The following is a 24,927-nucleotide window of genomic DNA, read 5'->3' as shown; positions in this document are numbered from 1 at the left end:
CAGGGGTTTTGCGAACCATGACGCCGGACCTTCTCTCCAGCCTGTCGCTCTCGACGCCCGAACTGATCCTTGCCATCGGCGCGCTCGCGCTGCTGATGGTCGGGGCCTACTCGCGCGCCAACACCGCCAACACCGTGACCGGCCTTGCCGTCGCCGTGCTGGTGATATCGGGCGCCTGGCTGATCGTCTCCACCGGGCAGGGCAGCGCCTACGGCAATGCCTTCATCCAGGATTCCTTCGCCCGCTTCATGAAGCTGCTGGCGCTGGTGGGCTCGGCGGTGACGCTGATCATGTCGATGCGCTTTGCCAAGGCGGAGCGGTTCGACAAGTTCGAATATCCGGTGCTGATCCTTTTGTGCACGCTCGGCATGATGCTGATGATCTCGGCCAACGGCATGATCGGGCTCTATCTCGGCCTCGAGCTGCAGTCGCTGGCGATCTATGTCTTGTGCGCGATCAACCGCGAGAACCTGCGCTCGACCGAGGCGGGCCTGAAATACTTCGTCCTCGGCGCGCTGTCGTCGGGCATGCTGCTCTATGGCATCAGCTTGGTCTATGGCTATACCGGCAACACCGGCTTCCAGGAGATCGCGACGGCACTGGGCGGCGGTGAGCGCCAGCTTGGCCTCGTCTTCGGCCTGGTCTTCGTGCTGGCCGGCCTCGCCTTCAAGATCTCGGCGGTGCCGTTCCACATGTGGACACCCGACGTCTATGAGGGCGCGCCGACACCGGTGACCGCCTTCCTGGCGGCGGCACCCAAGATGGCGGCTATGGCGCTGATCGTGCGCGTCACCATGGGCGCGTTCAAGCCGATCGCTTCCGACTGGCAGCAGATCATCGTCTTCATCTCGATCGCGTCGATGGCGCTCGGCTCTTTCGCGGCGATCGGCCAGACCAACATCAAGCGCCTGATGGCCTATTCCTCGATTGGCCATATGGGCTACGCTCTGGTTGGCCTTGCCGCCAACAGCCAAGCCGGCGTGCGCGGCGTCGCCATCTATATGCTGATCTATCTGGTGATGACGCTCGGCACCTTCGCCTTCATCCTCGCCATGCGGCGCAAGGAAGGCAATGTCGAGCAGATCAGCGACCTGGCAGGCCTGTCCTCGACCAACCCGATCATGGCCACGATCCTGACCATCCTGATGTTCTCGCTGGCCGGCATCCCGCCGCTCGCCGGCTTCTGGGGGAAGTGGTACGTCTTCCTCGCCGCCATCAATGCCAACCTCTACGCGCTGGCGATCATCGGCGTGCTGGCCTCGGTAGTGGGGGCCTATTATTACCTGCGCATCATCAAGATCATGTGGTTCGACGAACCGGTCGGCGGCTTCGTGCCGATGGCCAGTGAATTGCGCCTCGTACTCGGTGTCTCCGGCGCTTTCGTGCTGTTCTATGTGCTGATCGGCGGGCCGATCGGCACCTATGCCGAAGCCGCCGCCAAGACATTCTTCTGACGGGATGGCATTTCGGCTGGCTCCAACCTCGGCGTCGGAAGGGTTCCGGCTGGAGGCGCATGACAGTGTCGGCTCCACCAATGCGCTGGCGCTGGATCATGCCCGGGCGGGCGACCCCGGCAGATTATGGGTCGTTTCCAAGAAACAGGAAAGCGGGCGCGGGCGGCGCGGCCGCGTCTGGGCGACACCCGAAGGCAATCTGGCGGCGACTCTGCTCGTCCTCACCGGGGGCGAGCTTCGCCTCGCCGCGACGCTCGGTTTCGTCGCCGGCCTGGCGCTGGCCGATGCGCTCGATGCCGTGGTGCCGGCGGGCCGGATCGCCATCGGCCTCGACGGCGGCAATGAAGGCAAGAACCGTTTCGAGCTGAAATGGCCGAACGACGTGCTCGCCTCCGGCGCCAAGCTCGCCGGTATCCTGCTGGAATCGGCCATGCTGGACGGCGGCCGTTTCGCTGTGGCGGTCGGCATTGGCGTCAATGTTGTGGCATACCCTGAGGATTTGCCTTATCCCGCGACGTCGCTTCACGCATTGGGTGCGGCATGCGACGCCGAAACGCTGTTCCTGGCGCTGTCGGATGCCTGGAGCGAGAATGCCCGCCTGTGGGATGAGGGGCGCGGACTTGACGCCGTCAGGCGGCGCTGGCTGGCACGCGCGGCGGGGCTTGGCGGCGAGGTTGCTGTCAGAATTGACGGTAATGTGGTGCGCGGGGTGTTCGAGACCATTGACGAGGACTGCCGTTTCGTGATCCGCGACGATGAGGGCTCGGTTCTGACGATCGCCGCCGGCGATGTGCATTTCGGCGCGGTCGCATCCGCCCGGGTATAGTTTTGTTTTTGCGCAATTCCAGACGGAAAACCGTTACAGACTTTCCCGGAATTGCTTCAATGGCTTGGCCTGAGGGCCAGGAAGGAAAAAATCATGGCGAAAGCGGAAAACGCCGAACTCGTCTTCGTGCCGCTGGGCGGCGTCGGCGAGATCGGTATGAACTTCGCTCTCTACGGCTATGGTCCGCCGAGCGCGCGCGAGTGGATCGTCATCGACGTCGGTGTCACCTTTCCCGATGCGGCGCATCCGGGCGTCGACCTGATCCTGCCCGACACGCGCTTCATCGAAGAGAACATCGCCAATTTGCGCGGTATCGTGATCACCCACGCGCATGAGGACCACTATGGCGCGCTGCTCGATATCTGGCCGAGGCTCAAGGCGCCGGTGTGGATGACGCCGTTCAGCGCCGGGCTGCTGGAAGCCAAGCGCCAGGGCGAGCAGGGCGCGCCGAAGATCCCGCTGACCATCTACCGCGCGGGCGAAAAATTCACCGTCGGTCCGTTTGAAATCGAGGCTATCCCGGTCGCGCATTCGATACCCGAACCGATGTCGCTGGCCATCACTTCGCCGGCAGGCACCGTCATCCACACCGGCGACTGGAAGATCGACCCGGCGCCGACGATCGGACCCAAGACCGACGAAGCGCGGTTCCGCGCCTATGGCGACAAGGGCGTGCTGGCGCTGGTCTGCGATTCGACCAATGCGATGCGCGAAGGCGAATCGCCATCGGAAGTCGCGGTCGGCGAGGGGCTGAAAGGGGTTATTCAGGCCGCCAGGGGCCGCGTCGCCGTCACCACCTTTTCCTCCAATGTCGGCCGTATCGTTTCCATCGCCAAGGCGGCGCGCGATGCCGGCCGTCAGTGCCTGGTGCTCGGCCGGTCGCTGAAGCGCGTCATCGATGTCGCCGGCGAGCTCGGCTACATGGATGGTTTGCCGGAGTTCATCGCCGAGGAGGATTTCGGCTTCATTCCGCGCGAAAACCTGGTTGTCATCTGCACCGGCAGCCAGGGCGAGCCGCTGGCGGCTCTGGCCAAGCTGTCGCGCGACGAGATGAAGTCGGTGTCGCTGACGGCCGGTGACACGGTGGTGTTTTCCTCGCGCACCATTCCCGGCAACGAGAAGGCGATCCTCGAAATCAAGAACCGCCTCGTCGACCTCGGCATCAAGATCATCGAGGACGGCGATGCGCTGGTGCATGTCTCCGGCCACCCGCGGCGCAGCGAATTGCGCAAGATGTATGAATGGGTACGGCCGCAGATCGGCGTTCCCGTGCATGGCGAGGCCGCGCATCTGGTGGCGCAGGGCTCGCTGATGTCGACGTCGGGCATCGGCCAGGTGGCGCAGGTGCGCGATGGCGACATGCTGCGGCTTGCTCCCGGCCCTGCCACGATCATCGACCAGGTGCCGTTCGGCCGCATCTACAAGGACGGCAGATTGATCGGCACCGACCAGGCGATGGGCATTCGCGATCGTCGCAAACTGTCGTTTGCCGGCCATGTCGCGGTCAATGTGGTGCTGGACGAGAAGTATGAGCTCGCCGGCGATCCCGATCTGGTCGCAATCGGCGTCGCCGAGGCCGACGCCAGGGGCGAGACGCTGGAGGACCTGATGATCGATGCGGCAATCGGCGCGGTGGACTCCATCCCCCGTCAGCGCCGAAAAGACCTCGACCTGGTGCAGGAGGCGGTACGCCGTGCCGTACGCGGCGCCGCCAACGAAGCCTGGGGCAAGAAACCGCTGGTGACTGTATTCGTCACGCGGTGACGAATAAGGGAATAGGGCAGTAAGGCAGTAGGGGAGTAGGGAAGAACGAGTAGTTACTTTCTTCAGTCTCATTTCCCCTACTGCCCTACTCCCTTACTCCCCTAAAGCGGAGCGCTCTATGCTTGGACGCCTGAACCATGTCGCGCTTGCGGTGCCGGATCTGGCTGCGGCTGCCGCTTGCTATCGCGACACGCTAGGCGCCGAAGTGAGCGAACCGCAGGCGCTGCCCGGGCATGGCGTCACCGTGGTGTTCGTCAATGTCGGCAACACCAAGATCGAGTTGCTGGAGCCGCTCGGCGAGGGCTCGCCGATCGCGGCTTTCCTCGAGAAGAACCCGTCGGGCGGAATGCACCATCTCTGCTATGAGGTCGACGATATCCTTACCGCGCGGGACCGGCTCCAGGCAGCTGGCGCCCGGGTTCTGGGCGACGGCAAGCCGAAGACCGGCGCGCATGGCAAACCTGTGCTGTTCCTGCATCCGAAGGATTTCTTCGGCACGCTGATCGAACTGGAGCAATCATGAGCTGGGTTTCGTTCACCGCACTGTTTTTCGCGACCTGGTGGGTGGTGCTGTTTGCCGTTCTGCCGTTCAGCGTCAGGACGCAGGATGACGACCGTGACGTGACGCTGGGCACGGTGCCGAGCGCGCCGCGCGGACCACATATGCTGCGTGCGGTGATCCGCACCACCGTCGCCACGGCGGTGCTCATGGGCATTTTCTACGGCCTGACGCACGGGCTGGGATATAGCCTCAACGACATCCCGCACATCGTGCCGGAATTCGGCCAGGCCACGGCAAAATAGCAGCATTCAAACCGGGTTCTTGCGCTCGGGCGAGGCCGCGCCGCCATTCGGCGCCGGCGTACCTGTTCAGGCTTCAAAAAATCATGACGCGGGGTAAGGTGGTTTGGCAACGCATTGCGCTAAGCAGGTGATTGCACAAAAAAAATGCAAGGCACAAGGCCTTGCAATTTAAACGCGTCCGATCTGTTTCCGGTTTCCGGCGGCAGCGAGTAACCGCGCCTAGATCGCATCCTCCCAAGACTTTGACCGCGTAGGAGAACAGATTTTTCTCTGCTCTCTCGGTTATCGGGGCACATTAGCCCAACGGAAATGAAAATGTCACGAAGAATTTTGCCTTGAAACGGGCATTCTCGTGCTGCACTGCACAATAGTATGGCAGGCTTTGCTTGGGAAACCACCAGCAGGGCGTTTTATGCAACCGTGGCTCCTTCGATCGTCCAGCATTCGCGGCGCGGGCGAGTGGTGCTCAAAACCCTTTTCATTCCGCGCACCACGTCCGTTCGAAAGCTGAATTTCCGTTTTCCGGGTCGATGCGTCCGGGTTCCCATTGCGCCATGAAATGGCTATGAAGCCGGGGCAAGCAAGCCTGCGTCGCACCGATTCTGGCGCGGCCTCCTCATTCACGGACCAGTCCATGCGTTTGTCGCGCTATTTCCTGCCCATCCTCAAAGAGAATCCGCGCGAGGCGGAGATCGTCTCGCATCGGCTGATGCTGCGCGCCGGCATGATCCGCCAGCAGGGGCAGGGCAGTTTTTCCTGGCTGCCGCTCGGCAAGCGGGTCCTGGACAAGGTCTGTCAGATCATCCGCGAGGAGCAGAACCGCGCCGGCGCGCTGGAAATCCTGATGCCGACCATCCAGTCGGCCGACCTGTGGCGCGAAAGCGGCCGCTATAACGACTATGGCAAGGAGATGCTGCGCATCAAGGACCGCCAGGACCGCGACATGCTCTACGGCCCGACCAACGAGGAAATGGTCACCGAGATCTTCCGCGCCTATGTAAAGTCCTACAAGGACCTGCCGCTCAACCTCTACCACATCCAGTGGAAGTTCCGCGACGAGGTGCGGCCGCGCTTCGGCGTCATGCGCAGCCGGGAATTCCTGATGAAGGATGCCTATTCCTTCGATCTCGACTTCGAAGGCGCGAGAGCCGCCTACAACAGGATGTTCGTGTCCTATCTCCGCACCTTCACCCGCATGGGCCTGCAGGCGATCCCGATGCGGGCCGACACTGGCCCGATCGGCGGCGATCTGAGCCATGAATTCATCATCCTGGCCGACACCGGCGAGAGCCAGGTGTTCTGCCATCGCGATTATCTGTCGCTCGGCGTGCCCGGAGCCAACACCGATTTCTCCAACGACGCCGAGATATCAGGCATCGTCAAGACCTGGACGACGCCTTACGCGGCGACCGACGAAATGCATGACGAAGCGGCCTGGGCTGAGGTTCCCGACAGCGACAAGGTTTCGGCGCGCGGTATCGAAGTCGGCCATATCTTCCATTTCGGCGAGAAATACTCCAAGCCGATGGGCGCCAAGGTGACCGGGCCCGACGGCAAGGATCATTTCGCTTCCGGCGGTTCCTACGGCATCGGGCCGTCGCGGCTGGTTGCGGCGATCATCGAAGCCAGCCATGACGAGAACGGCATCATCTGGCCGGAAGCGGTGGCGCCGTTCGATCTCGGCCTGATCAACATGAAAGCCGGCGATGCCGATTGCGACCGCGTCTGCGATGAACTCAACGCAGCTTTCACTGCCGCCGGCAAGGATGTGCTCTATGACGACACCGACCAACGGCCGGGCGGCAAGTTCGCCACCGCCGACCTGATCGGCCTGCCCTGGCAGGTGATCGTCGGACCGCGCGGCGTGGCCGCCGGCGAGGTCGAGATCAAGAACCGCAAGACCGGCGAGCGCGTGACGCTGCCGATCGCCGATGCGAAAAAACGCTTCGGTGCCGCCGCATGAGCGAGGCGGCGGCAGCCAGACCGGCAGGCGCCGGACCGTTTTCCATCTTCGAACGCACGGTGGCGTGGCGCTATCTGCGCTCGCGACGCAAGGAGACGGTGATCTCGGTCATCGCCTCGATATCCTTCCTCGGCATCATGCTGGGGGTGGCGACGCTGATCGTGGTGATGGCGGTCATGAACGGGTTCAGGGCCGAGCTGCTCACCCGCATCCTCGGCGTCAACGGCCATCTGATCGTGCAGCCGCTCGATTCGCCGCTCGAGGACTATGCGCAGGTCGCCGGCCGCATCAACGGCGTGGCCGGCGTGAAATACGCCATTCCGCTGATCGACGGGCAGGTGCTGGCGCAAGGCAATATCGGCGGCGGCTCCGGCGCGCTGGTACGCGGCATCAGGGGCGAAGACCTTGGCAAGATCGCCATCGTCGCCAGCAATATCAAGCAAGGCTCGATCGCCGATTTCGACACGGGCGAGGGTGTCGCCATAGGCAAGCGCATGGCGGAGAATCTCGGCCTGGCGCTCGGCGATACGATCACGCTGATCTCGCCGGACGGCGACGTGACGCCGCTCGGCACGACGCCGCGCATGAAGGGCTACAAGATCGCGGCGATCTTCGAAGTCGGCATGTCGGAATATGACGCCTCCATCGTCTACATGCCTTTTTCGGAGGCGCAGCTCTATTTCAACATGGATGGGCGAGCCCAGACGATCGAGATCTATGTCGACAATCCCGATGATGTCGACGCGCTGAAACCGAAGGTGGAAGAGGCGGCGCAGCGACCCATTGACCTCGTCGACTGGCGGCAGCGCAACGAGACCTTCTTTTCCGCCCTGCAGGTGGAGCGCAACGTCATGTTCATGATCCTGACGCTGATAGTGCTGGTGGCGGCGCTCAACATCATCTCCGGGCTGGTCATGCTGGTGAAGGACAAGGGGCACGACATCGCCATCCTGCGCACCATGGGCGCCTCGCGCGGCGCCATCCTGCGCATATTCCTGATGACAGGCGCGGCGATCGGCGTCACCGGCACCATCGCCGGCGTGCTGCTCGGCGTGGTCATCTGCCTCAACATCGAATCGATCCGCGAGTTCTTCTCCTGGATGACCGGCAAGGTGCTGTTCAATCCGGAGCTCTATTTCCTCAGTCAGTTGCCGGCGAAGATGGATCCGCGCGAGACGACCTATGTCGTCATCATGGCGCTCGGCCTGTCGTTCCTGGCGACATTGTTTCCGGCATGGCGGGCGGCCCGCCTCGATCCGGTCGAAGCGCTGAGGTACGAATGATGGCGCAGGCCATTATCGAATTGAAGAGCGTCGAGCGGCACTATGTCCAGGGGCCGCGCAAGCTCACCATCCTGAACGGTGCGGACTTCTCGCTGAAGCGCGGCGAGATGGTGGCGCTGGTGGCGCCGTCCGGCACCGGCAAATCGACGCTGCTGCATACGGCAGGGCTCCTGGAGCGGCCCGATGCCGGCGACGTGATTCTCTCCGGCCGGGCCTGCGGCCGGCTGTCCGACGACGAGCGCACCTCGATCCGCCGCAACGATGTCGGCTTCGTCTACCAGTTCCACCATCTGCTGCCGGAGTTTTCGGCGCTGGAAAACATCATGATGCCGCAGCTTATCAAAGGGCTGCCGCGCAAGGAGGCGGCCGAGCGCGCGGCGCAGTTGCTCGACTATATGCAGATCGGCAAGCGCGCATCGCACCGGCCGTCCGAACTGTCGGGCGGCGAGCAGCAGCGCGTGGCAATCGCCCGCGCGGTCGCCAATGCGCCGCTGGTGCTGCTGGCAGACGAGCCCACCGGCAATCTCGACCCGGTCACTGCTTCCTATGTGTTCGAGGCGCTGGAGGCATTGGTGCGGCAATCGGGCCTCGCGGCGCTGATCGCCACCCATAATCACCAGCTGGCAGCGCGCATGGACCGGCGCGTCACCCTGGCCGAGGGCAAGGTGGTACCGCTTTAGGGGCACCTCGATGTCCGCTGCGAGATCGGGTCCAATCTTAACTACGTCCAGTGAGATTTCCGCGAGTTTAGTTTGCCATCAGGGATACTGATCTTTCCGGGAGTCCCTCAAGATCAGAGCCGCCAATGAGCCTTCAGTGCGATCAGGGTGGAAGAGATCGCGATCATCACCAGGATGAGCAGCCAGGTTACAAAGTTGCGCGAGAGGCGCCACCGGCGGCCTTGCCTCATGCGCTTTCGCCAGCGATCAGCTTGATTGGCGCCTTCGTGTTGCCCCACGTCCATCACTCGGCAGTCGTACAGCTTACCCACTATTGTCTCGACTAGGATTGAGTGCAAGCAGGCGCTCATCCATACGCTGCGGGACGATAGCGGCGCCGACATCTTCCTGACCTGTTGATAGGTCCCGCACCATCAACCTTTTCTTAACCCTGCCGGTTGGATCGCTCGAAGATTCCGGCTGCGGACGGATTCTGCTCGTTGACTTTGAGACAAAATTAGAACAAATTGCGAACATATCAACAACAGGAGAGAGTTATGACCGATCTGGTTCAGGATGTCATCTCGCTGGTTTGCATGAGCACCTTCCTCATTTCCATGGCGATCTGGATCGGAGCCATGTGAGGTGACGGTGTCTGCCGTCTTTGTTCCGGCGGACGAAAGTCCGTCTTGCCGTTAAGCCTTTCTTGCCGCCATGGCGCTAGGGTATCGCTCCTGAAAGCAGGAGCGCCGCGTGTCGCCCATCGTCACCGCCTTCCTCGTGGCCAGCAATCTCGGGCTGATTTTTCTCCTGATGAGCGTGCCGCTTGGTTTGCGCACCATCAGGCTCAGCCGCACGGTCGCGGCCGACCGGCAGCGCCTGTGGCAGGCGCTGTGGCCGCTCGGGAGCAATGCCGGCTGGTCCGGCGAAATCCTCTCGGCAGAGATGCTGGGCGAGGGACTGGTCCGCACCAGAATGTCCTGGGAGGGCCGGGACGGCCAGCCGATCGAACGCAAGGCCCTGCTCGAGAATGTCGTGCATGGCAGGTGCTTTTCGATGCGCGTCATCGAGGACACGGCGCTCGATCCGTCTTTCTGGGCGCATTATCGGGAAACCGCGCAGTTGGTCTCGATTGGCGAGGCCACCCGGGTGACGCTCACCCAGACCGACCGTTACCGCGGCGTGGCCTTCTTGGTGTTCCGCTATTTCGCCATGCGCCGCGAACTCGCCAAGCTGGATGGCTGGGCCAGGACAGGGCGGTATCGCAAGGGCGGCTGGTTCGAACATCCGCTGAGCCAGCTCGGCTTCGCCGCCCTCTCGGCATTCATCCTGTGGCCGTTCTTCGGGCTTCACCGCGGCGGGCTGGCGCTGGCCGCGATCCTGACTTCCGTTGTCGCCCTGCACGAGCTCGGCCACATGGCGGCATTCCGCCTGATGGGCCATCGCAGGGCGCGCATGATCTTCATCCCGCTCCTCGGCGGCGTCGCCATTGGCGGCCGGCCCTATGACAGCCGTTTCGAAGTCGCGTTCGTGGCGCTGATGGGCGCCGGGTTCTCTGCTTTCCTGGTGCCGTTGGCGATGATGGGCAGTACGTTTGCAAGCGCGGAAGGGCACTGGCTTACCGCGACATTGCTGGCGACACTGGCGGGCTGTGCTGCCCTGTTCAACATCGCCAATCTGGTGCCGGTGTGGAAATTCGATGGCGGCCAGGTGCTGCGCCAGATCTGCCCGGGGCCGGTCGCGCTGGCGCTGGCCTCCTTTTTCCTGTTCTCGGCCTTCCTCGCGCTTGGCTGGCAGGCCGGCTTTTCCACCGGCTTTCTGCTCGCGGCCGGCGCGGTCTTTGCAATCCTCAGCCTTCTGACTGCGGGCAGCGGGGTGAGGCCGCGCCACGAACTGAAGCCGATCCGCACAGCCGACCGTTTCGTCATCGCCGGCGCGCTGCTGGCGGTGTTCGTCATCCACGGCTATGGAGTGCTCTGGGCGTCCGCACGGCTGATCTGAGCTGTCCGGAAAGCGTTCAGCCGGCCTCGCGGACTGTTTCCAAGGGCAAGGCCGTAGCCGGGCCGAAGACATCCTCGAACGCTGATTTCAGCGCCAGATCGAGATCGGCCATCGTCACCGGCAGCCCGAGATCGACGAGGCTGGTGACGCCATGGTCCTGCACGCCGCACGGCACGATACCGCTGAAATGGCCGAGGTCCGGCTCGACATTGATGGCGATGCCGTGAAAACTCACCCAGCGCCTGAGCCGAATGCCTATTGCCGCGATCTTGTCCTCGGCGGCAGAGCCGTCCGGGAGGGCAGGGCGATCGGGCCGCACCACCCAGACGCCGACGCGATCCTCACGGCGCTCGCCATTGACGTTGAAGGCGGCGAGCGTGCCGATGATCCATTGTTCGAGGGCGGCGACGAAGGCGCGCACATCCTCGCGGCGGCGTTTCAGGTCGAGCATGACGTAGGCGACGCGCTGGCCCGGCCCATGATAGGTGTATTCGCCGCCGCGGCCGGCCGAAAACACCGGGAACCGGGTGGCGTCGATCAGGTCCTCGCTACGCGCACTGGTGCCGGCGGTATAGAGGGGCGGATGCTCGACCAGCCAGACCATCTCGCCGGCGGCCCCGCTGCGGATCGCTTCGGCGCGCGCCTCCATGAAGGCAAGCGCCTCGGGGTAGGCGGTGAGGCCGGGCTCGATCGCCCATTCGACGGGCGCCGAACCGGGCAAAGGCAGGAACGACGTGGCGATCTGGCTGCGTTCTGGCATGGGATGTCTCTTGTTGTACTCCATATGGCGATATCGGGCCGAAACGTCCAGTTCGCGGTGCATTTTGACGCTTTGATCCGTTATGGCAATTCCCAGCGATTAAATGCTCGGGGCGCACTTGTTTCGCCGGAAACGATTTGCTACACGCCGCGAGCCGGTCGGTTCCGGCTCCTACCACGTGCGGTCGTGGCGGAATTGGTAGACGCGCAGCGTTGAGGTCGCTGTGGGGCAACCCGTGGAAGTTCGAGTCTTCTCGACCGCACCATTCTCTCTTCCGGGAATCTCATTTGTAGCGGCACCTCCAGCCCAACGGACCGCGCATTTCGTTTGATATTCCCGCGCGTTACGCCAGTTTCTTTTGAGCGTCGGATTTTCCCGAAACCGGTTTCCCCTTTCGGGTCCGATGTTCTAGACCTGAGACGCACCTTTTCCAGGATTGCAATGGCGGGAGGCGCTGGTGGAAGGCCAGGACGAACGGACGACCGGCGCTGGGGTCGCTGACGAACACCGCGCCGACATCTACGGTGAGGACGGCGCTGTCCTTTCGTCCTTTCTCGCCCAGATCGGCGCGGCGATCGCCGACCGCGATACGCTCACGCTCAAGCGTGAGGTCGACGACCTGCACCAGTCGGAAATGGGCGACCTGATCGAGGCGCTGCATCCCGACCAGCGGCGCGCCCTTGTCGAGCTTTTGGGGGCCGACTTCGATTTTTCCGCGCTGACCGAGGTCGACGAGGCGATCCGCATGGACATCGTCGACAATCTGCCCAACGCGCAGATTGCCCAGGCGGTGCAGGAACTCGATTCCGACGACGCGGTCTACATCCTCGAGGACCTCGAACCGGAGGACCAGGACGAGATCCTGTCGCAACTGCCGTTTACCGAGCGCATCAGGCTACGCCGCTCGCTCGACTATCCCGAGGAGACCGCCGGGCGGCGCATGCAGACGGAGTTCGTCGCAGTGCCGCCGTTCTGGACGGTCGGCCAGACCATCGACTACATGCGCGAGGACAAGAACCTTCCCGACCGCTTCAGCCAGATCTTCGTCATCGACCCGAGCTTCAAGCTGCTTGGCGCCATAGACCTCGACCAGATCCTGCGCACCAAGCGCTCGGTCAAGGTCGAGGAGGTCATGCATGAGACGCGGCACGCCATTCCGGCCACAATGGACCAGGAAGAGGCCGCGCGGGAGTTCGAGCAATATGACCTTCTGTCGGCCGCCGTCGTCGACGAGAACGAGCGGCTGGTCGGCGTGCTGACCATCGACGACGTCGTCGACGTCATTCAGCAGGAAGCCGAGGAAGATCTCCTGCGCATGGGCGGCGTCGGCGACGAAGAGCTTTCCGACAGCATCTTTTCGACCTCGCGTTCGCGTGTTCCATGGCTGCTTGTCAATCTCCTGACCGCCTTCCTGGCGGCATCGGTGATCGGCCTGTTCGACCACACGATCGAGCGCATCGTGGCGCTCGCCGTGCTGATGCCGATCGTGGCCGGGATGGGCGGCAATGCCGGTTCGCAGACCATGACCGTCACCGTGCGCGCGCTGGCGACAAGGGATCTCGACATCTACAATGCCGGCCGCATCATTCGCCGCGAGATGGGCGTGGGCTTCATCAACGGCATCGTTTTCGCCATATTGATCGGCATCGTCGCCGCCGTCTGGTTCCGCGATGCCAATCTGGGCGGCATCATCGCCGCGGCCATGATCATCAACATGTTCGTTGCGGCCCTTGCCGGCATCCTGATCCCGCTGCTGCTCGACCGCTTCAAGGTCGATCCCGCGGTCGCTTCGGCGGTTTTCGTCACCACGGTCACCGACGTCGTTGGCTTCTTCGCCTTTCTCGGCCTTGCCACGTGGTGGTTCGGCGTCCATTGATCCGGCTCAATTGACTTTTACGTAAATGCCGTGCGAGGCTCGGCGACAGGCAGACTGCGGCCGATCCGGCAGGTCTGCGGCGGACGGAGAGCAGCAATCGCCAGTCTCCGGCTATGGGGTGAGAATGCGGGAATATTATTCGATCACCGAGCTGACGCGCGAATTCGACGTGTCGACGCGGACGTTGCGCTTCTACGAGGACGAGGGGCTGGTGCAGCCGGTGCGGCGCGGCCGCACGCGGCTGTTTCGTCCATCCGACCGACACCTGATCCGGCAGATCATGCGCGGAAAACGACTCGGCTTCTCGATCAACGAGATCCGCGAAATCATCCAGATGTACAAGGAACCGCCCGGCGAGGTCGGCCAACTCAAGCTGATGATCAAGCGCATCGAGGAAAAGCGCGAGGATCTGAGGCAAAAGCGCCGCGACCTCGAGGAGACATTGGCAGAGCTGGACCAGGCAGAGGAATCCTGCGTCGAGCGGCTGGTCGAGCTGGGGGTTAATACGTAGGCGGCTTGTGTGAGTGGCCACAGGAAACGTTCGGGATTGGCCGAAGCTTCCAAACATCGTCATCCTCGGGTCTCCGCGACGGAGCTCCGCTCCTGCTTCGCCCGTGGATGACGAAGAAGGGGCGGTTTCGGCCAAGCCAGCCTCCAATCAAATCCAGCGCCGCACCCGCTTGGCATAGTCGCGGTATTTCTTGCCGAACTTTGCCGCCAGCATCTTTTCTTCCTTTTCCACCGCGACCTTCTGCGTGACGTAGGCGGCGACGAAGGCGAGCGGCAGGAACCAGACGATCCCGGAGATGAAGGCGACGCCGATCAACAGCAGCGTGTTGGCGAGGTACATCGGATTGCGGCTGACGGCGAATGGGCCCGAGGTGACAAGATGGTCCGGCACGGCGTTGGGGTTGAGCGTGGTCCTGGCTCGCATCATGGTGCGGATGGCGGCGAACCAGAGTGCGGCGACGCCGAACAGCGCCACCCAGCCGGCCGCGTAGAGGAGGTCGCCCAGGAGGTCGCCGATCCAGGGCAGGGGAAAGAGCAGGCCAAGCGCGATGCTGATGGCGATGGCGGCGATGTAGATCAGCGGCGGCCACGGTATCAGCCCAGGTTTGGGCGGGGTCTCGGTCATTCGACACCTTCCTCCGTCTTGCTGTCGGTCTGGGCCGTGCAGGTGCCGGCGAGGTCCGCCAGATGCGCTCTCCATTCGGCGGTCTGGTCGTTCTTGTAGAGCCGATCAAGCGTTGCCTCGCCCTCCAGCGTGTCCAGCATGCACCCACAATAGCTCGAACAGAACTTGCTGTCGCGCTGCTGCTCGCACGAGATCTGGCAGGTCTTGAGAAAGTTCACCTGCGGGGGTTCGACCTTCGCGGGCATTACTTGCGAGAACAACCAGACACTGCCGATCAGCAGCGGCTGGTGAATCACGTAGAAGGCCAGGCTGTGCCGGCCGATGAAGACCAGCGGGTTGGACCAGCGCCCGGGTGCCACATCCGCCAGGCGCGCCAAGGCGCCGAAGCCGGAGGCAAGCTTGGTCGCTCCGAGGCCCACAAGCACCGCCCCGAACCACGGGAACAACGGGACATAGTCGTTGGAGTGTGGGTTGACCGCGGAAAGGCCGACCCACCACAGCCAGGGGTGATCGAACGATTCCAGCCGAAAATAGAAGGGAATGGCGATGACGGCCGCGGCGATCAGCAGTGTGAGCAGCGCCGGCAGGCGCAGGAATGCCAGCCCGAGCAGGCTCGCCAGCGCGATCTGGTGCAGGATGCCGAAGAAGATCCAACCATCCGGTGTGGCGATACGGGTGGCGACCGAAATGGCGATCGCGGCCCCGGCGACCATGGCGAAGCGTCTCCAGAAGCCGTTCCAGCGGATCTCTTTGCCATGGGCGAGATACAGGCTGACGCCGACCAGGAACAGGAAGGTTGAGGCAATGCAGCGAGCATAGAACTTCCACCAGCCGAAGGCGGTCAGGCCGGGATCGGTGTAGCCGAAGAATTCCAGGTCCCAGGTGAAATGGTAGCTCGCCATGGCGATCAGCGCGATGCCGCGCAGCATGTCGATGGCGACGATGCGCTTGGTCTTCGGCAACTCCGCGGCGGGCATGGTCGGCGTCTGGATGCTCATGGTCTCGCGATCTGATTCAGCCCCGCACGAGGACTATCACGGTTACGCCGGACAAAAGAAGGCCGTGAGCTTCGATACGGACGGTCAGCCGGCGCTGCATCAGGCACCCCTTTAGGCCAGCACGGGAAAGCCTTTGACCGGCTTCGTTTTAACCGGGGCACGTCGGTTTCCTGTTACCGGTCGCGAAATGATGGCCGCAGATTTGGCTGGTGATTCTGCTTTGGGGAAGCAATGTCCACGCATGTGCGCCATCCGATCTGGCTACCGGCCCTCAAGGCCGCGGATGCCCGCACCTTCGCCTCGCTCTACGCGGTCGAATCCTTCGCTCGCGCCACGGTGTCGAGCGTCATCCCGATCCAGGCCTACGAGATCCTCCACAATGAGCAGATCGTCTCGATCCTCTACACCATCGTGGCGATGCTCGGCCTGTCGGTGACCTTGTTCATGCCGATGCTGATCCAGCGCTTCGCCCGGCGTTGGGTCTACACGGCGGGCGCCTGCCTGCTGGCGATCGGCTCGTTGTTCTTCGTCACGCATACGCTCGCCGGGCAATTGGCCGGCATGCTATGCCGTGTCATGGGCGCCAGCGCGCTGTCGATCACGCTCAACCTTTACATCATGGACCACATCCGCAAGACCGATTTCATGCAGGCCGAATCGCTGCGCATGGCGTGGTCGATGTTTGCCTGGACGGGTGGGCCGACGCTCGGCATCTTTCTCTACACGCGCTTCGGCATCTATGCCGCGCATGGCGCGGTCGCCGTATTCGCCTTGGCCCTGCTGGCGTTGTTCTGGACCTACCGGCTCGGCGACAATCCCTCGATCCGGCCGGGCAAGACGCGCCCGGTCAATCCGCTGGCCAATATCGGCCGCTTCGTCGCGCAGCCGAGGCTGAGGCTGGCCTGGCTGATCGCCTTCGGCCGCTCCTGCTTCTGGACGACCTTCTTCGTCTACGGACCGCTGTTCATGGTCATCACCGGCGAGGGCGAACTGGCCGGCGGCATTCTGGTTTCGGCGGGCAACGCGCTTTTGTTCATGGCGATTTTCTGGGGCAAGGCGGGCAAGCGCTTCGGCGGCCGCAGGACCATGACATTTGCCTATTTCGCCATGTCGGCGATGCTGCTGGCGGCGGGTGCCGTCGGCGAAAGCGCGCCGCTCATCACCGGCGCCTTCCTGCTATGCGGCGCCTTCTTCACCATCGCGCTCGACGCGCTGGGCTCGACCGCCTTCATGCGCTCCGTGCGTTCTTACGAGCGCGCGCAGATGGCTGCGGTCTACCGCACCTATCTCGATTTTTCCGAACTGACGCCGCCGCTGGTCTATTCAGTGGTGCTGGCCTTTTTTGGCCTCGGCTCGGTTTTCGTCACGCTCGGCCTGCTTGCGGCGGTCTGCGGCTATGTCACCTGGCGGTATCTGCCGAAGTCGCTGTGAAGCTTACGGCACAAGCGCAGCGTGCCGTTCGCGCACCCAGTCGTGGAAGCGGTGAAGGTCGTACTCCTCCGGCATCAGCACGCCGGCCTTGTGGCGCATGGAGCGCAGCCCTTTCTGGTTGACCTCGCAGATCGCGGCATCCTCCTCCAGCACCTGGGTGCCGAAGCCGACGATATTGTCGATGTCGGTGGCGGCCAACGCCTCGGGCGCGAACAGCCATTCGGCGGTCAACTCGGTCTGCTCGGGGCCAAGCGGCACCAGCCGTACTGACCTGACATAGTCGACGTGGCCGACGATGAACATAGAGGGCAGGCTGGTGGCGTAGGTCTGGCCGGCGGCGCGCTCGGCCGGTGTGAGGCCCGAAAAGACCGGCCCATGCGCCTGGCCGTCGCGCGACCATGTCTCGGCACCCGCCCGCAGCCCGCCGGAAAATTCCGGCGCGTCATTGTCGGCATGGCGGGTCCATTCGGGGTCGTCATGCCGGCCCATCAGGCCGCGGCCATAGATCGGAACCAGCCGCGACAGGTCCTTGTGGACGCCGGGGCAATGCAGGCACTCGTTGAAATTTTCCCAGAAGATCTTCCAATTGCAGTTCATCACCTTGCGCAGCACATGGCCTGATGTCAGCGATTCCAGCGGCCAGTTGCCGAGATCGCCGGAGGCCTGGTCGAAGGATGAGTGCGCCGAGCCGGCGGCATCTTCCGCCAGATTGACGAAGACGAAGCCGCGCCAGACCGACAGCGAGACGCGATAGAGCGGATGGTCCGCCTTGTCGAAGCCTTCGGGCAGCGTTTTCGACGGCACGCGTACGAGATCGCCGCGCAGCGAATAGGACCATGCGTGATAGGGGCAGGTGATCAGCCGCGCCTTCAACCGGCCAGCACTTTCCTGGCAAAGCTGCGAGCCGCGATGCCGGCACGTGTTGTGGAAGGCGCGTAGCTCGCCGGTGTCGTCGCGCAGCACGACGACCTCCTGGGTGCCGACGCGGAAGGTGCGAAAGGCGAGCGGCTGGGCAAGGTCGGCCCCACGGCAGACGAGCAGCCAGTTCCTGTACCAGATGGCGTCGAGGTCGCGCTGGTAGGCCGCCGCATCCCAATAGGCCGAGGACGGCAATGTCGGCTCGGCCCGGGTGAGGCCGTTGTAGGGGGCGTGCTGGCTCTGGACGGGCTGCATGGCTGGCCTCCTGTGAGGATGGCAGCCGACACCCGGCCACGGAAATTGTCAATTGCAGCGGAGCAAGCGGCCGGACGGCGCTAAAGCGCTTGTCGCCGTCGGAATTTGGTTTGCCGGATGCGGCGATTTTCCCTATAGTCACCTTCGTCGTCGGTTCCGATTGGAGCCAAGAGGGAATGCGGTGCGGGCGGATTTGCTGCCCAATGCCGTGGCTGCCCCCGCAACTGTGTGCGGTAGTCCTCTCCATATGCCACTGAAGATTTTCTTCGGGAAGGTGGGGAAGGGCGCTGATCCGCGAGCCAGGAGACCTGCCGGCGACAGGAAACTGACTTCGATGCCCTCGGGTGGAGGGTGAAAGGACAAGACATGAATACCGCTTCCGTCTCCCTCGGCGCCTCCATCTCCTCGCAGTCGCGCCTCTTGCAACTCGCGCTCGCGGCGCTGCTCGGCATTTTCGTCGTCGGCTTTGTCGGTTTCTCGCATATCGACGCGGTCCACAATGCCGCGCACGACTATCGCCACTCGATGGCGTTTCCCTGCCACTGATAGGGATTTGACATCATGAACCTGTTTCGCAACGTCGTGTTCATCGCGGCGATCGCAGGGCTTGTGGCCGGTGTCGTTCTCGCCTGCATGCAGGCCTATGCCACCGTGCCGTTGATCCTGAAGGCGGAAGTCTACGAACAGGCCGGCGGCGGCCATCACCATGACCATACCGCACCGGCCGCGACCGACAACAACGCCATGAGCGCTGCCGCCCCGGCGGGTAACGCCATGAGCTCCGCGGCGCCGGCACCCGCTGAAGCTGCTCCGGCTGAAGAGGAAGGCTGGGCGCCGGCCGACGGCTTCGAGCGTTTCGCCTTCAGCGTGCTTGCCAACATCGTCACCGGCATCGGCTTCGCGCTGGTCCTGGTCGCGGTTTCGGAATTCGCCGGCGGCATCGGCAACTGGCGCCAGGGCGTGTTCTGGGGACTGGCCGGCTTTGCCGTGTTCACGCTGGCGCCGGGCCTCGGCCTGCCGCCGGAACTGCCGGCCATGCCTGCCGCCGAGCTTCTGCCGCGCCAGATCTGGTGGACGGCAACGGTGGCGGCAACGGCGATCGGCCTTGCCCTGATCGCCTTCCGCAAATCGCTGCCGCTGGCGATTCTGGGCGTGGTGTTGATCGTCGCGCCGCATATTGTCGGCGCGCCGCAGCCCGACAGTTTCGAGACGCCGATTCCGGAAGGCCTGCATCATCAGTTCGTGGTGGCGGTAACTGTGACCAACCTAGTCTTCTGGCTCGTGCTCGGCGCTGCCGTCGGCGTGGTGCGTGGACGCTTCACCGGCACCGCGACGAGTCTGCGCGACAGCTTTGCCTGATCGCGGAAGACTGACCTTCATCATCGGTGGTGCGCGCTCCGGCAAGAGCGCGCACGCCGAAACGCTGATGACGGCCTTGCCTTCGCCATGGACCTACATCGCCACGGCGCAAGCCTATGACGACGAGATGCGGCAGCGCATCGCGTTGCACCGGTCGCGGCGCGGCGAGGGCTGGACGACCATTGATGCACCGCTCGACCTTGTCGGTGCATTGGAGATCTTGCCGGAGGACCAGCCGGTGCTTATCGACTGCCTGACGCTCTGGCTGACCAATCACATGCTGGCCGAACATGATGTAGAGGGCGAATGCCGGCGGCTGGCTGACATGCTGTCGCGGCCGCGCGGGCCCTGGTTCGTGGTATCCAATGAGGTCGGACAAGGCATCGTGCCAGACAATGCGCTGGCGCGCCGGTTCCGCGACGCCGCCGGCCGCCTCAACCAGCAGGTCGCCGCGATTGCCGACATAGTGCTGCTGATGGTGGCGGGGCTGCCGCTCAAGGTGAAGTGACATGACCGACATCGACGAAAAGGACGAAGAGCGCCACCGCGCCAAGATGGCCAAGCGCAAGGCGGTGCAGGATGCCGAGGTGGCGAGCAAGACGGTCGAAAAGGGACTGCTGATCGTCAACACCGGCCCGGGTAAGGGCAAGACCACGGCTGCCTTCGGCTTGGCGCTGCGCATGCTCGGCTACGGCAAGCGCGTCGGCGTCGTCCAGTTCATCAAGGGCAAATGGCATACGGGTGAGAAGGAGGCCTTCGCCGCATTCGGCGACCGCGTCGTCTGGCACGCGATGGGCGAGGGGTTCACCTGGGAGACGCAGGATCTGAAGCGCGACATCGCGGCGGCCGAGGCCGCCTGGGCCAAGGCGCTGGAGCTGATGGCCGATCCGTCGATCAGTCTCGTCGTGCTCGACGAACTCAACATCGCGCTGCGCTACGAGTATCTCGATCTGGAGAAGGTGGTTGCCGCGCTGAAGGCGCGCCGCGAGGGCCTGCATGTCGTCGTCACCGGTCGCAACGCCAAGCCGGCGCTGGTCGAGGCGGCCGACCTGGTCACCGAGATGGGGCTGACCAAGCACCATTTCGCGGCGGGCGTGAAGGCGCAGCAGGGGATCGAGTTCTGAGCGTTCCTTACCCTCCCCACAAGGGGGAGGGTAAGGTTAGGTCACAACCATGACAACGACCGAAATCACCCCGCACAGCGCGATCAACAGGCAGTCGGCGACACGATAAAGTTTCAGTGCCCGCCTTATGTCGATGCTGTCGGCTTCGCGCCGGCCGCCTTCGCCCATGAACGCGTCGTCGACCGTTACGCCGCCATAGCTGCGCGGCCCGGCGAGCGCCAGGCCAAGTGCGCCGGCCATCGCCGCCTCCGGCCAGCCGGCATTGGGCGAGCGGTGCTTTTTCGCGTCGCGCCGCACCGCCTGCCATGCGGCTTTCGCGTCGGCGCCTTTCACCAGGAAAGCCGCCGACGTGATGAGCAGCGCCGTCAGCCGCGACGCCGGCAGATTTATCCAATCATCGAAACGTGCCGCTGCCCTGCCGAACGCTTCGTGGCGCGGCGTGCGATGGCCGATCATCGAATCGGCGGTGTTGGCGGCCTTGTAGGCGGCGCCGCCGGCAAGGCCACCGACGCCCGTCCAGAAGGCGGGGGCAACGATCCCGTCGGAGAAATTTTCGGCCAGGCTCTCGATCGCGGCGCGGCAGACACCGGCCCTGTCCAGGATTTCGGGATCGCGGCCTACGATGCGCGAAACGGCGGCGCGGCCCATGTCGAGCCCGCCCGAATCGAGCGCGTCGGCGACGGCCTCGACATGCTCATAAAGGCTCCGCTGTGACAGGAACGATGTCGCCAGAAGGGCGGTGATGAACAGTCCCAAGGGAACGAACCCGAGCAGGGTCTGCACGCACAGGCCAATTAGCGCCGGCACCAGCACGATGACCAGAAGCGCCCGGACACCACGTTGGCGACGCAGCGCGTCGGGATCAGTGGCGCGGTTGAGCCGGCGATCGAGAAAGGATATCAGCCTGCCGAACCATGTCACGGGATGGCCGATGGCGCGAAACAGCCAGTCGGGGTAGCCCAGCGCGGATTCGACGGCCAATGACAGGAAAGCGATCAGGACTGACATGAAGCTTCTTGAAGGAGCGGTGGACCATGGTGGAAGTCTCGGCCGGGCAAGGGCGCTTTTCCCCAACGCCCCTCAGCCTTTCGTCGACCTCTCGACCGGAATCAATCCGCACTCCTACCCGCTTTTCGATTTGCCCGCCACCTCGCTGTCGCGATTGCCGGAAGCGGGGCGGGCGCGTGAGCTGACGGCGATCGCGGCCGGCACCTATGGTGCGCCCTCGCCAGCCAATGTCGTCGCTGCGCCCGGTACGCAGATCCTGCTGCCGCGCGTGGCATCGCTGGTCGCGCCGGGCAAGGCGCTCGTGCTGGGGCCGACTTATGCCGAACATGTCCGCGCGGCGGAAATCGCGGGGCACGAGGTGACCGAAGTCAGCGATTTCGCTGATCTGGCGGACGCCGACCTTGCCGTCGTGGTCAATCCGAACAACCCGGATGGGCGCATCATCGAGCGCGACTGGCTGCTGGCGCTGGCCGCCGGCTTGCACGCCAAGGGCGGGCTGCTGGTCGTCGACGAGGCATTCATGGATGTCGGCCCGCGCCAACACAGTCTCGCCGGCGATGTCGGCCAGGGCGGCATCGTCGTGTTGCGCTCTTTCGGCAAGTTTTTCGGGCTGGCCGGCCTGCGGCTTGGGTTTGCGCTTGCCAATGCGCCGACGGCCCAACGGCTGGAAACGCAATTCGGCCCTTGGGCCGTTGCCGGCTCGGCGCTGGAATATGGCATTCGGGCACTTGCCGATATCGGCTGGCAGGACGACATGCGCGCGTCGCTGGCGGAGGCATCGGCTCGGCTCGACGGACTGTTCGGTCGTTTCGGCGTGCCTGTCGCGGGCGGCACCACATTGTTCCGCTATTTCAGCCTGCCGGAGGCCGCCGGCTTGTTTGCAGCACTTGGCGAACGCGGCATCCTGCTTCGCCATTTCACCGACCGTCCGCACGTCCTGCGGGCCGGTCTGCCGGGGAACGAGGAGGAGTGGCTGCGGCTCGAATCCGCCCTTGCCGAATGGGCGGCGCGGCGCGAGGATCGAGCGAAAGGTATCAAACCATGATCCATGTCTGCTCGCTGGCAAAGGTCGAGGAAACGGTGGCGAGGACCGGCGCCGAGCGGCTGCTGTCGCTGTTGGCCGCCGGCACCGATGTGCTCCGCCCGGCCTCGATCATGAGGGAAAACCATCTGCACCTGGTCATGCACGACATCGCGGTGGCGCAGGATGGCATGACCATGCCGGGCGAGGAGCATGTGCGCAACCTGCTCGATTTCGCGCGCCGCTGGGACCGGGCAAGACCGATGGTGGTGCATTGCTATGCCGGCATCAGCCGCTCGACAGCCTCCGCCTATATCATCGCCGCCGCGCTGGCGCCGAAGCGCGACGAGGCCGAACTGGCCCGGACGTTGCGGATGCTGTCGCCATCGGCGACGCCCAATCCGCGGCTGATCGCGGTGGCCGACGCGCTGCTTGGTCGAGACGGCCGCATGGTCGCGGCAATCGAAGTGATCGGGCGCGGCGCCGATGCCTTTGAAGGCACGCCCTTTGCCCTCAAGATCGACGTTTGATGCGACCGTGGAGGTTAGCCGTAGCCTCCCCGCCTTCGTCATCCACGGGCGGAGCAGGAGCGAAGCTCCGTCGCGGAGACCCGAGGATCCATGCCGCGACCTTAGCCGCGAGTGCAGCAGAGCAGAATTCTCCACCGCAGCGACGCTCCCTGGTCACGCCATGGATCCCTTGGGCTGCGGTGCAGCTCCAGGGGTCTGCGCCGCGTCGCTTCGCTCCTTGCTTCGCCCCAGGATGACGAGGGGAGAAAGGCTTCGACCAATCTCAGAGAGGCGATGTGCCATGGGATGGTCAGAAAATCCGCGTCAGGCAACATCCTACTTCAGCCAGTCTGCCAGCTTCGCCTTGCGAACATCCCGCAGCAGGCCGATGAAGCCGTCGGCCTGGTATTCCGCGGTCAGCCGGCCTTTTTCAGGGGTGGCGATGCTGGCGTCGCCGACCACGCCATTCGGGTTGAGATCGCTGGCGATCCAGGCGAAGGCGTGGGTGCCAGTGTGGCGCAGCAGCGAGAATTCCTTCTCGGCCTTCGCGACATTGGACACGAAATTGTCGGCCTTGCTCACGTCGACCAGATCCGGCCGGAAATGCAGCATCAGCGAGGTCTCGACGTCGCCGCCATGGATGCCGTGGCGGTCTTCGAGTTCGGTGTACATGCCGGCCGGGCGGCCAAAGCGCTGCCAGCTGGTCTTGACCGCCAGCATCCTTTCGCGCACCCGCAATTCGCGCGTGACGATGCCCATGATCTCCTCGTTGCCGCCATGCGAATTGACGACGACCAGCTTGCGCACGCCGGCCCGCGCGATCGAAACGCCAAGCTCGGTCCAGGCCTCCACCAGCGTCGTCGCCGGCAGAGTGAGGGTGCCCGGCGCATGCAGATGTTCGTTCGATTTGCCCACCGCCTGGATGGGAAGGATGCGGATGTCGAGATCGTCGGGCAGGCGAGCGATGACCGTGTCGAGCATGCCGTTCATGATCGAAGTATCGGTCGAGACAGGTAGATGCGGTCCATGCTGCTCGATGGCCGCCACCGGCAGCACGGCGATCGTTGCCTCAGGATTGATCGAGGCATATTCGGTTGTCCGGTAGTCGCCCCACCACACGCGTTTTTTCGCAGTCATGTCGTGCCTCTTCAATTATCCGGGCAGACCTAGCGCGGGACGGACTGCCTGTCGATCACCCCGCCGCCAGCACTTCCACCTCGACCTTGAATTCCGGCCGGGCAAACCCCGATACGATCATCAGCGTCGAGGCCGGTGCGGGATCGGAGAACAGGCTGTTGCGGACATCCATGTAGGATTGGAGATGAGCGCGATCGGTCACGAAGGCGTTGATGCGCACAATATCCTTCAGCCCCAATCCGGCCTCGGCCAAAATGGCGATTATGTTGGCGAAGCAAAGCTCGGCCTGGGCGCCGGCGTCTTCCGGAACGAAATCGTCGAAACGGATGCCGAGTTGGCCCGAGCACAGAATCAGACGCTTTCCAGCCGGCACCTCGACGCCGTGGCTGTAGCGCGCAAAGGGCGGCTTGATCGACTTTGGCTTCAGAAATTTGAACATGGCAATCTCCTGTCTCCTGGCAGCCTAGGACCGGATGCCTCGTACCATCAAGATGGCGGTGCATGTCGCCGGTGCGATTGTGGACAGGCGTTTAAAAAATAGGCACGATGCCTCCGGTGCAGCACGACCTTTCCGGCGTTCGCAGATGGCTGTGGTGCAGGCGGGCGGGTCCCGGCGCGAGACGCCGGTGGCATGTGTCTTGC

The 24,927-nt window shown here is 63.9% G+C and carries 26 protein-coding genes, 1 tRNA gene and 1 riboswitch; of the genes, 19 read left to right on the top strand and 8 right to left on the bottom strand.

Translation table 11 applies throughout. The features are described 5' to 3' along the window. Window positions 1-17 precede the first annotated feature (17 nt). The 8 genes from nuoN to LB533_RS12415 all read left to right on the top strand — a co-directional run bounded on the left by nuoN (window position 18) and on the right by LB533_RS12415 (window position 8,774). Window positions 18-1,454 carry an NADH-quinone oxidoreductase subunit NuoN gene (gene nuoN, locus LB533_RS12450; protein ID WP_140639096.1) on the top strand — a complete coding sequence of 479 codons (1,437 nt, stop codon included), beginning with the start codon at window positions 18-20 and terminating at the stop codon, window positions 1,452-1,454. Between the two features lie 4 nt (window positions 1,455-1,458). Then, the gene (locus LB533_RS12445; RefSeq protein ID WP_224677268.1) at window positions 1,459-2,280 is read left to right on the top strand and encodes a biotin--[acetyl-CoA-carboxylase] ligase; all 822 of its coding nucleotides are present in this window, start codon (window positions 1,459-1,461) and stop codon (window positions 2,278-2,280) included. Window positions 2,281-2,373: 93 nt separating this feature from the next. Continuing rightward, the gene (locus LB533_RS12440; protein WP_140639094.1) at window positions 2,374-4,044 is read left to right on the top strand and encodes a ribonuclease J; all 1,671 of its coding nucleotides are present in this window, start codon (window positions 2,374-2,376) and stop codon (window positions 4,042-4,044) included. Window positions 4,045-4,162: 118 nt separating this feature from the next. Further along, complete coding sequence (gene mce, locus LB533_RS12435) at window positions 4,163-4,567, top strand: methylmalonyl-CoA epimerase (RefSeq protein ID WP_140639093.1); 405 nt, start codon at window positions 4,163-4,165, stop codon at window positions 4,565-4,567. Next, a complete protein-coding gene (locus tag LB533_RS12430; protein WP_140495592.1) occupies window positions 4,564-4,848 on the top strand; it encodes a DUF1467 family protein in 285 nt (94 codons plus the stop codon). The genes mce and LB533_RS12430 overlap by 4 nt, the downstream gene beginning before the upstream one ends. A gap of 634 nt (window positions 4,849-5,482) precedes the next feature. Further along, window positions 5,483-6,811, top strand: a complete 1,329-nt coding sequence (gene proS / locus LB533_RS12425; RefSeq protein WP_224677267.1) for a proline--tRNA ligase — start codon at window positions 5,483-5,485, stop codon at window positions 6,809-6,811. After that, window positions 6,808-8,094, top strand: a complete 1,287-nt coding sequence (locus LB533_RS12420; protein ID WP_224677266.1) for a lipoprotein-releasing ABC transporter permease subunit — start codon at window positions 6,808-6,810, stop codon at window positions 8,092-8,094. The genes proS and LB533_RS12420 overlap by 4 nt, the downstream gene beginning before the upstream one ends. Then, window positions 8,094-8,774 carry an ABC transporter ATP-binding protein gene (locus LB533_RS12415; protein ID WP_140495870.1) on the top strand — a complete coding sequence of 227 codons (681 nt, stop codon included), beginning with the start codon at window positions 8,094-8,096 and terminating at the stop codon, window positions 8,772-8,774. The genes LB533_RS12420 and LB533_RS12415 overlap by 1 nt, the downstream gene beginning before the upstream one ends. Window positions 8,775-8,887: 113 nt before the next feature. Here the strand turns inward: LB533_RS12415 and LB533_RS12410 are convergent, their stop codons facing one another. After that, the gene (locus LB533_RS12410; RefSeq protein WP_140639090.1) at window positions 8,888-9,085 is read right to left on the bottom strand and encodes a hypothetical protein; all 198 of its coding nucleotides are present in this window, start codon (window positions 9,083-9,085) and stop codon (window positions 8,888-8,890) included. Window positions 9,086-9,506: 421 nt separating this feature from the next. Between LB533_RS12410 and LB533_RS12405 the strand changes: the two genes are divergently transcribed. Continuing rightward, window positions 9,507-10,754, top strand: a complete 1,248-nt coding sequence (locus tag LB533_RS12405; protein WP_140639089.1) for a site-2 protease family protein — start codon at window positions 9,507-9,509, stop codon at window positions 10,752-10,754. 16 nt (window positions 10,755-10,770) lie between these two features. Here LB533_RS12405 and lipB read toward each other — a convergent pair whose 3' ends face one another. After that, window positions 10,771-11,514, bottom strand: a complete 744-nt coding sequence (gene lipB, locus LB533_RS12400; protein ID WP_140639088.1) for a lipoyl(octanoyl) transferase LipB — start codon at window positions 11,512-11,514, stop codon at window positions 10,771-10,773. 180 nt (window positions 11,515-11,694) lie between these two features. Here lipB and LB533_RS12395 point away from each other — a divergent pair. The 3 genes from LB533_RS12395 to LB533_RS12385 all read left to right on the top strand — a co-directional run bounded on the left by LB533_RS12395 (window position 11,695) and on the right by LB533_RS12385 (window position 13,901). Beyond that, a tRNA-Leu gene (locus LB533_RS12395) sits at window positions 11,695-11,779 on the top strand. Window positions 11,780-11,971: 192 nt separating this feature from the next. Then, window positions 11,972-13,390: a magnesium transporter gene (gene mgtE, locus LB533_RS12390; protein WP_140639087.1), complete on the top strand. Its 1,419-nt coding sequence runs from the start codon at window positions 11,972-11,974 to the stop codon at window positions 13,388-13,390. Between the two features lie 124 nt (window positions 13,391-13,514). Further along, window positions 13,515-13,901, top strand: a complete 387-nt coding sequence (locus LB533_RS12385) for a MerR family transcriptional regulator (RefSeq protein ID WP_006203215.1) — start codon at window positions 13,515-13,517, stop codon at window positions 13,899-13,901. 147 nt (window positions 13,902-14,048) lie between these two features. On the opposite strand, the gene LB533_RS12380 is transcribed toward LB533_RS12385, so the two are convergent. Next, the gene (locus LB533_RS12380) at window positions 14,049-14,525 is read right to left on the bottom strand and encodes a methyltransferase family protein (protein ID WP_224677265.1); all 477 of its coding nucleotides are present in this window, start codon (window positions 14,523-14,525) and stop codon (window positions 14,049-14,051) included. Next, complete coding sequence (locus LB533_RS12375) at window positions 14,522-15,523, bottom strand: DUF1624 domain-containing protein (RefSeq protein WP_140639085.1); 1,002 nt, start codon at window positions 15,521-15,523, stop codon at window positions 14,522-14,524. Before LB533_RS12375 ends, LB533_RS12380 begins: the two co-directional genes overlap by 4 nt. Before the next feature lie 231 nt (window positions 15,524-15,754). Between LB533_RS12375 and LB533_RS12370 the strand changes: the two genes are divergently transcribed. Beyond that, window positions 15,755-16,954 carry an MFS transporter gene (locus tag LB533_RS12370; RefSeq protein WP_140639084.1) on the top strand — a complete coding sequence of 400 codons (1,200 nt, stop codon included), beginning with the start codon at window positions 15,755-15,757 and terminating at the stop codon, window positions 16,952-16,954. 3 nt (window positions 16,955-16,957) lie between these two features. Here the strand turns inward: LB533_RS12370 and LB533_RS12365 are convergent, their stop codons facing one another. Further along, entirely contained in the window at window positions 16,958-18,127 is a 1,170-nt protein-coding gene (locus LB533_RS12365) for an aromatic ring-hydroxylating oxygenase subunit alpha (RefSeq protein ID WP_140639083.1), read from the bottom strand. Between the two features lie 134 nt (window positions 18,128-18,261). Continuing rightward, a riboswitch (cobalamin riboswitch) is annotated at window positions 18,262-18,458 on the top strand. Window positions 18,459-18,493: 35 nt separating this feature from the next. On the opposite strand from LB533_RS12365, the gene LB533_RS12360 reads away from it, so the two are divergent. Genes LB533_RS12360 through cobO form a run of 4 tightly spaced genes read left to right on the top strand, consistent with a single transcriptional unit; the run spans window position 18,494 to window position 20,610 of the window. After that, on the top strand, window positions 18,494-18,673 hold the full coding sequence (locus tag LB533_RS12360; RefSeq protein WP_140639082.1) for a CbtB domain-containing protein: 180 nt from the start codon (window positions 18,494-18,496) through the stop codon (window positions 18,671-18,673). Window positions 18,674-18,688: 15 nt separating this feature from the next. Beyond that, window positions 18,689-19,486, top strand: coding sequence for a CbtA family protein (locus LB533_RS12355; RefSeq protein WP_140639081.1), 798 nt, complete (start codon window positions 18,689-18,691; stop codon window positions 19,484-19,486). Beyond that, the gene (cobU, locus tag LB533_RS12350; RefSeq protein ID WP_140639080.1) at window positions 19,479-19,994 is read left to right on the top strand and encodes a bifunctional adenosylcobinamide kinase/adenosylcobinamide-phosphate guanylyltransferase; all 516 of its coding nucleotides are present in this window, start codon (window positions 19,479-19,481) and stop codon (window positions 19,992-19,994) included. Before LB533_RS12355 ends, cobU begins: the two co-directional genes overlap by 8 nt. Window position 19,995: 1 nt before the next feature. Beyond that, the gene (gene cobO / locus LB533_RS12345; protein WP_140639079.1) at window positions 19,996-20,610 is read left to right on the top strand and encodes a cob(I)yrinic acid a,c-diamide adenosyltransferase; all 615 of its coding nucleotides are present in this window, start codon (window positions 19,996-19,998) and stop codon (window positions 20,608-20,610) included. 36 nt (window positions 20,611-20,646) lie between these two features. On the opposite strand, the gene cbiB is transcribed toward cobO, so the two are convergent. Continuing rightward, window positions 20,647-21,618 carry an adenosylcobinamide-phosphate synthase CbiB gene (gene cbiB / locus LB533_RS12340; protein ID WP_140639078.1) on the bottom strand — a complete coding sequence of 324 codons (972 nt, stop codon included), beginning with the start codon at window positions 21,616-21,618 and terminating at the stop codon, window positions 20,647-20,649. Here cbiB and cobD point away from each other — a divergent pair. Continuing rightward, window positions 21,617-22,663: a threonine-phosphate decarboxylase CobD gene (gene cobD, locus LB533_RS12335; RefSeq protein WP_140639077.1), complete on the top strand. Its 1,047-nt coding sequence runs from the start codon at window positions 21,617-21,619 to the stop codon at window positions 22,661-22,663. The genes cbiB and cobD overlap by 2 nt on opposite strands. Next, window positions 22,660-23,169 carry a tyrosine phosphatase family protein gene (locus tag LB533_RS12330; protein WP_140639076.1) on the top strand — a complete coding sequence of 170 codons (510 nt, stop codon included), beginning with the start codon at window positions 22,660-22,662 and terminating at the stop codon, window positions 23,167-23,169. Before cobD ends, LB533_RS12330 begins: the two co-directional genes overlap by 4 nt. A gap of 315 nt (window positions 23,170-23,484) precedes the next feature. Here LB533_RS12330 and LB533_RS12325 read toward each other — a convergent pair whose 3' ends face one another. Then, entirely contained in the window at window positions 23,485-24,285 is an 801-nt protein-coding gene (locus LB533_RS12325) for a creatininase family protein (RefSeq protein ID WP_140639075.1), read from the bottom strand. Between the two features lie 55 nt (window positions 24,286-24,340). Beyond that, window positions 24,341-24,724, bottom strand: a complete 384-nt coding sequence (locus LB533_RS12320) for a RidA family protein (protein ID WP_140639074.1) — start codon at window positions 24,722-24,724, stop codon at window positions 24,341-24,343. Between the last annotated feature and the right edge of the window lie 203 nt (window positions 24,725-24,927).

The sequence above is a fragment of the Mesorhizobium sp. BR1-1-13 genome (assembly GCF_020165515.1).
Taxonomy (GTDB): domain Bacteria; phylum Pseudomonadota; class Alphaproteobacteria; order Rhizobiales; family Rhizobiaceae; genus Mesorhizobium.
Note: the sequence above shows the minus strand (reverse complement) of the source record. Positions and strands in the feature narration are given on the sequence as shown.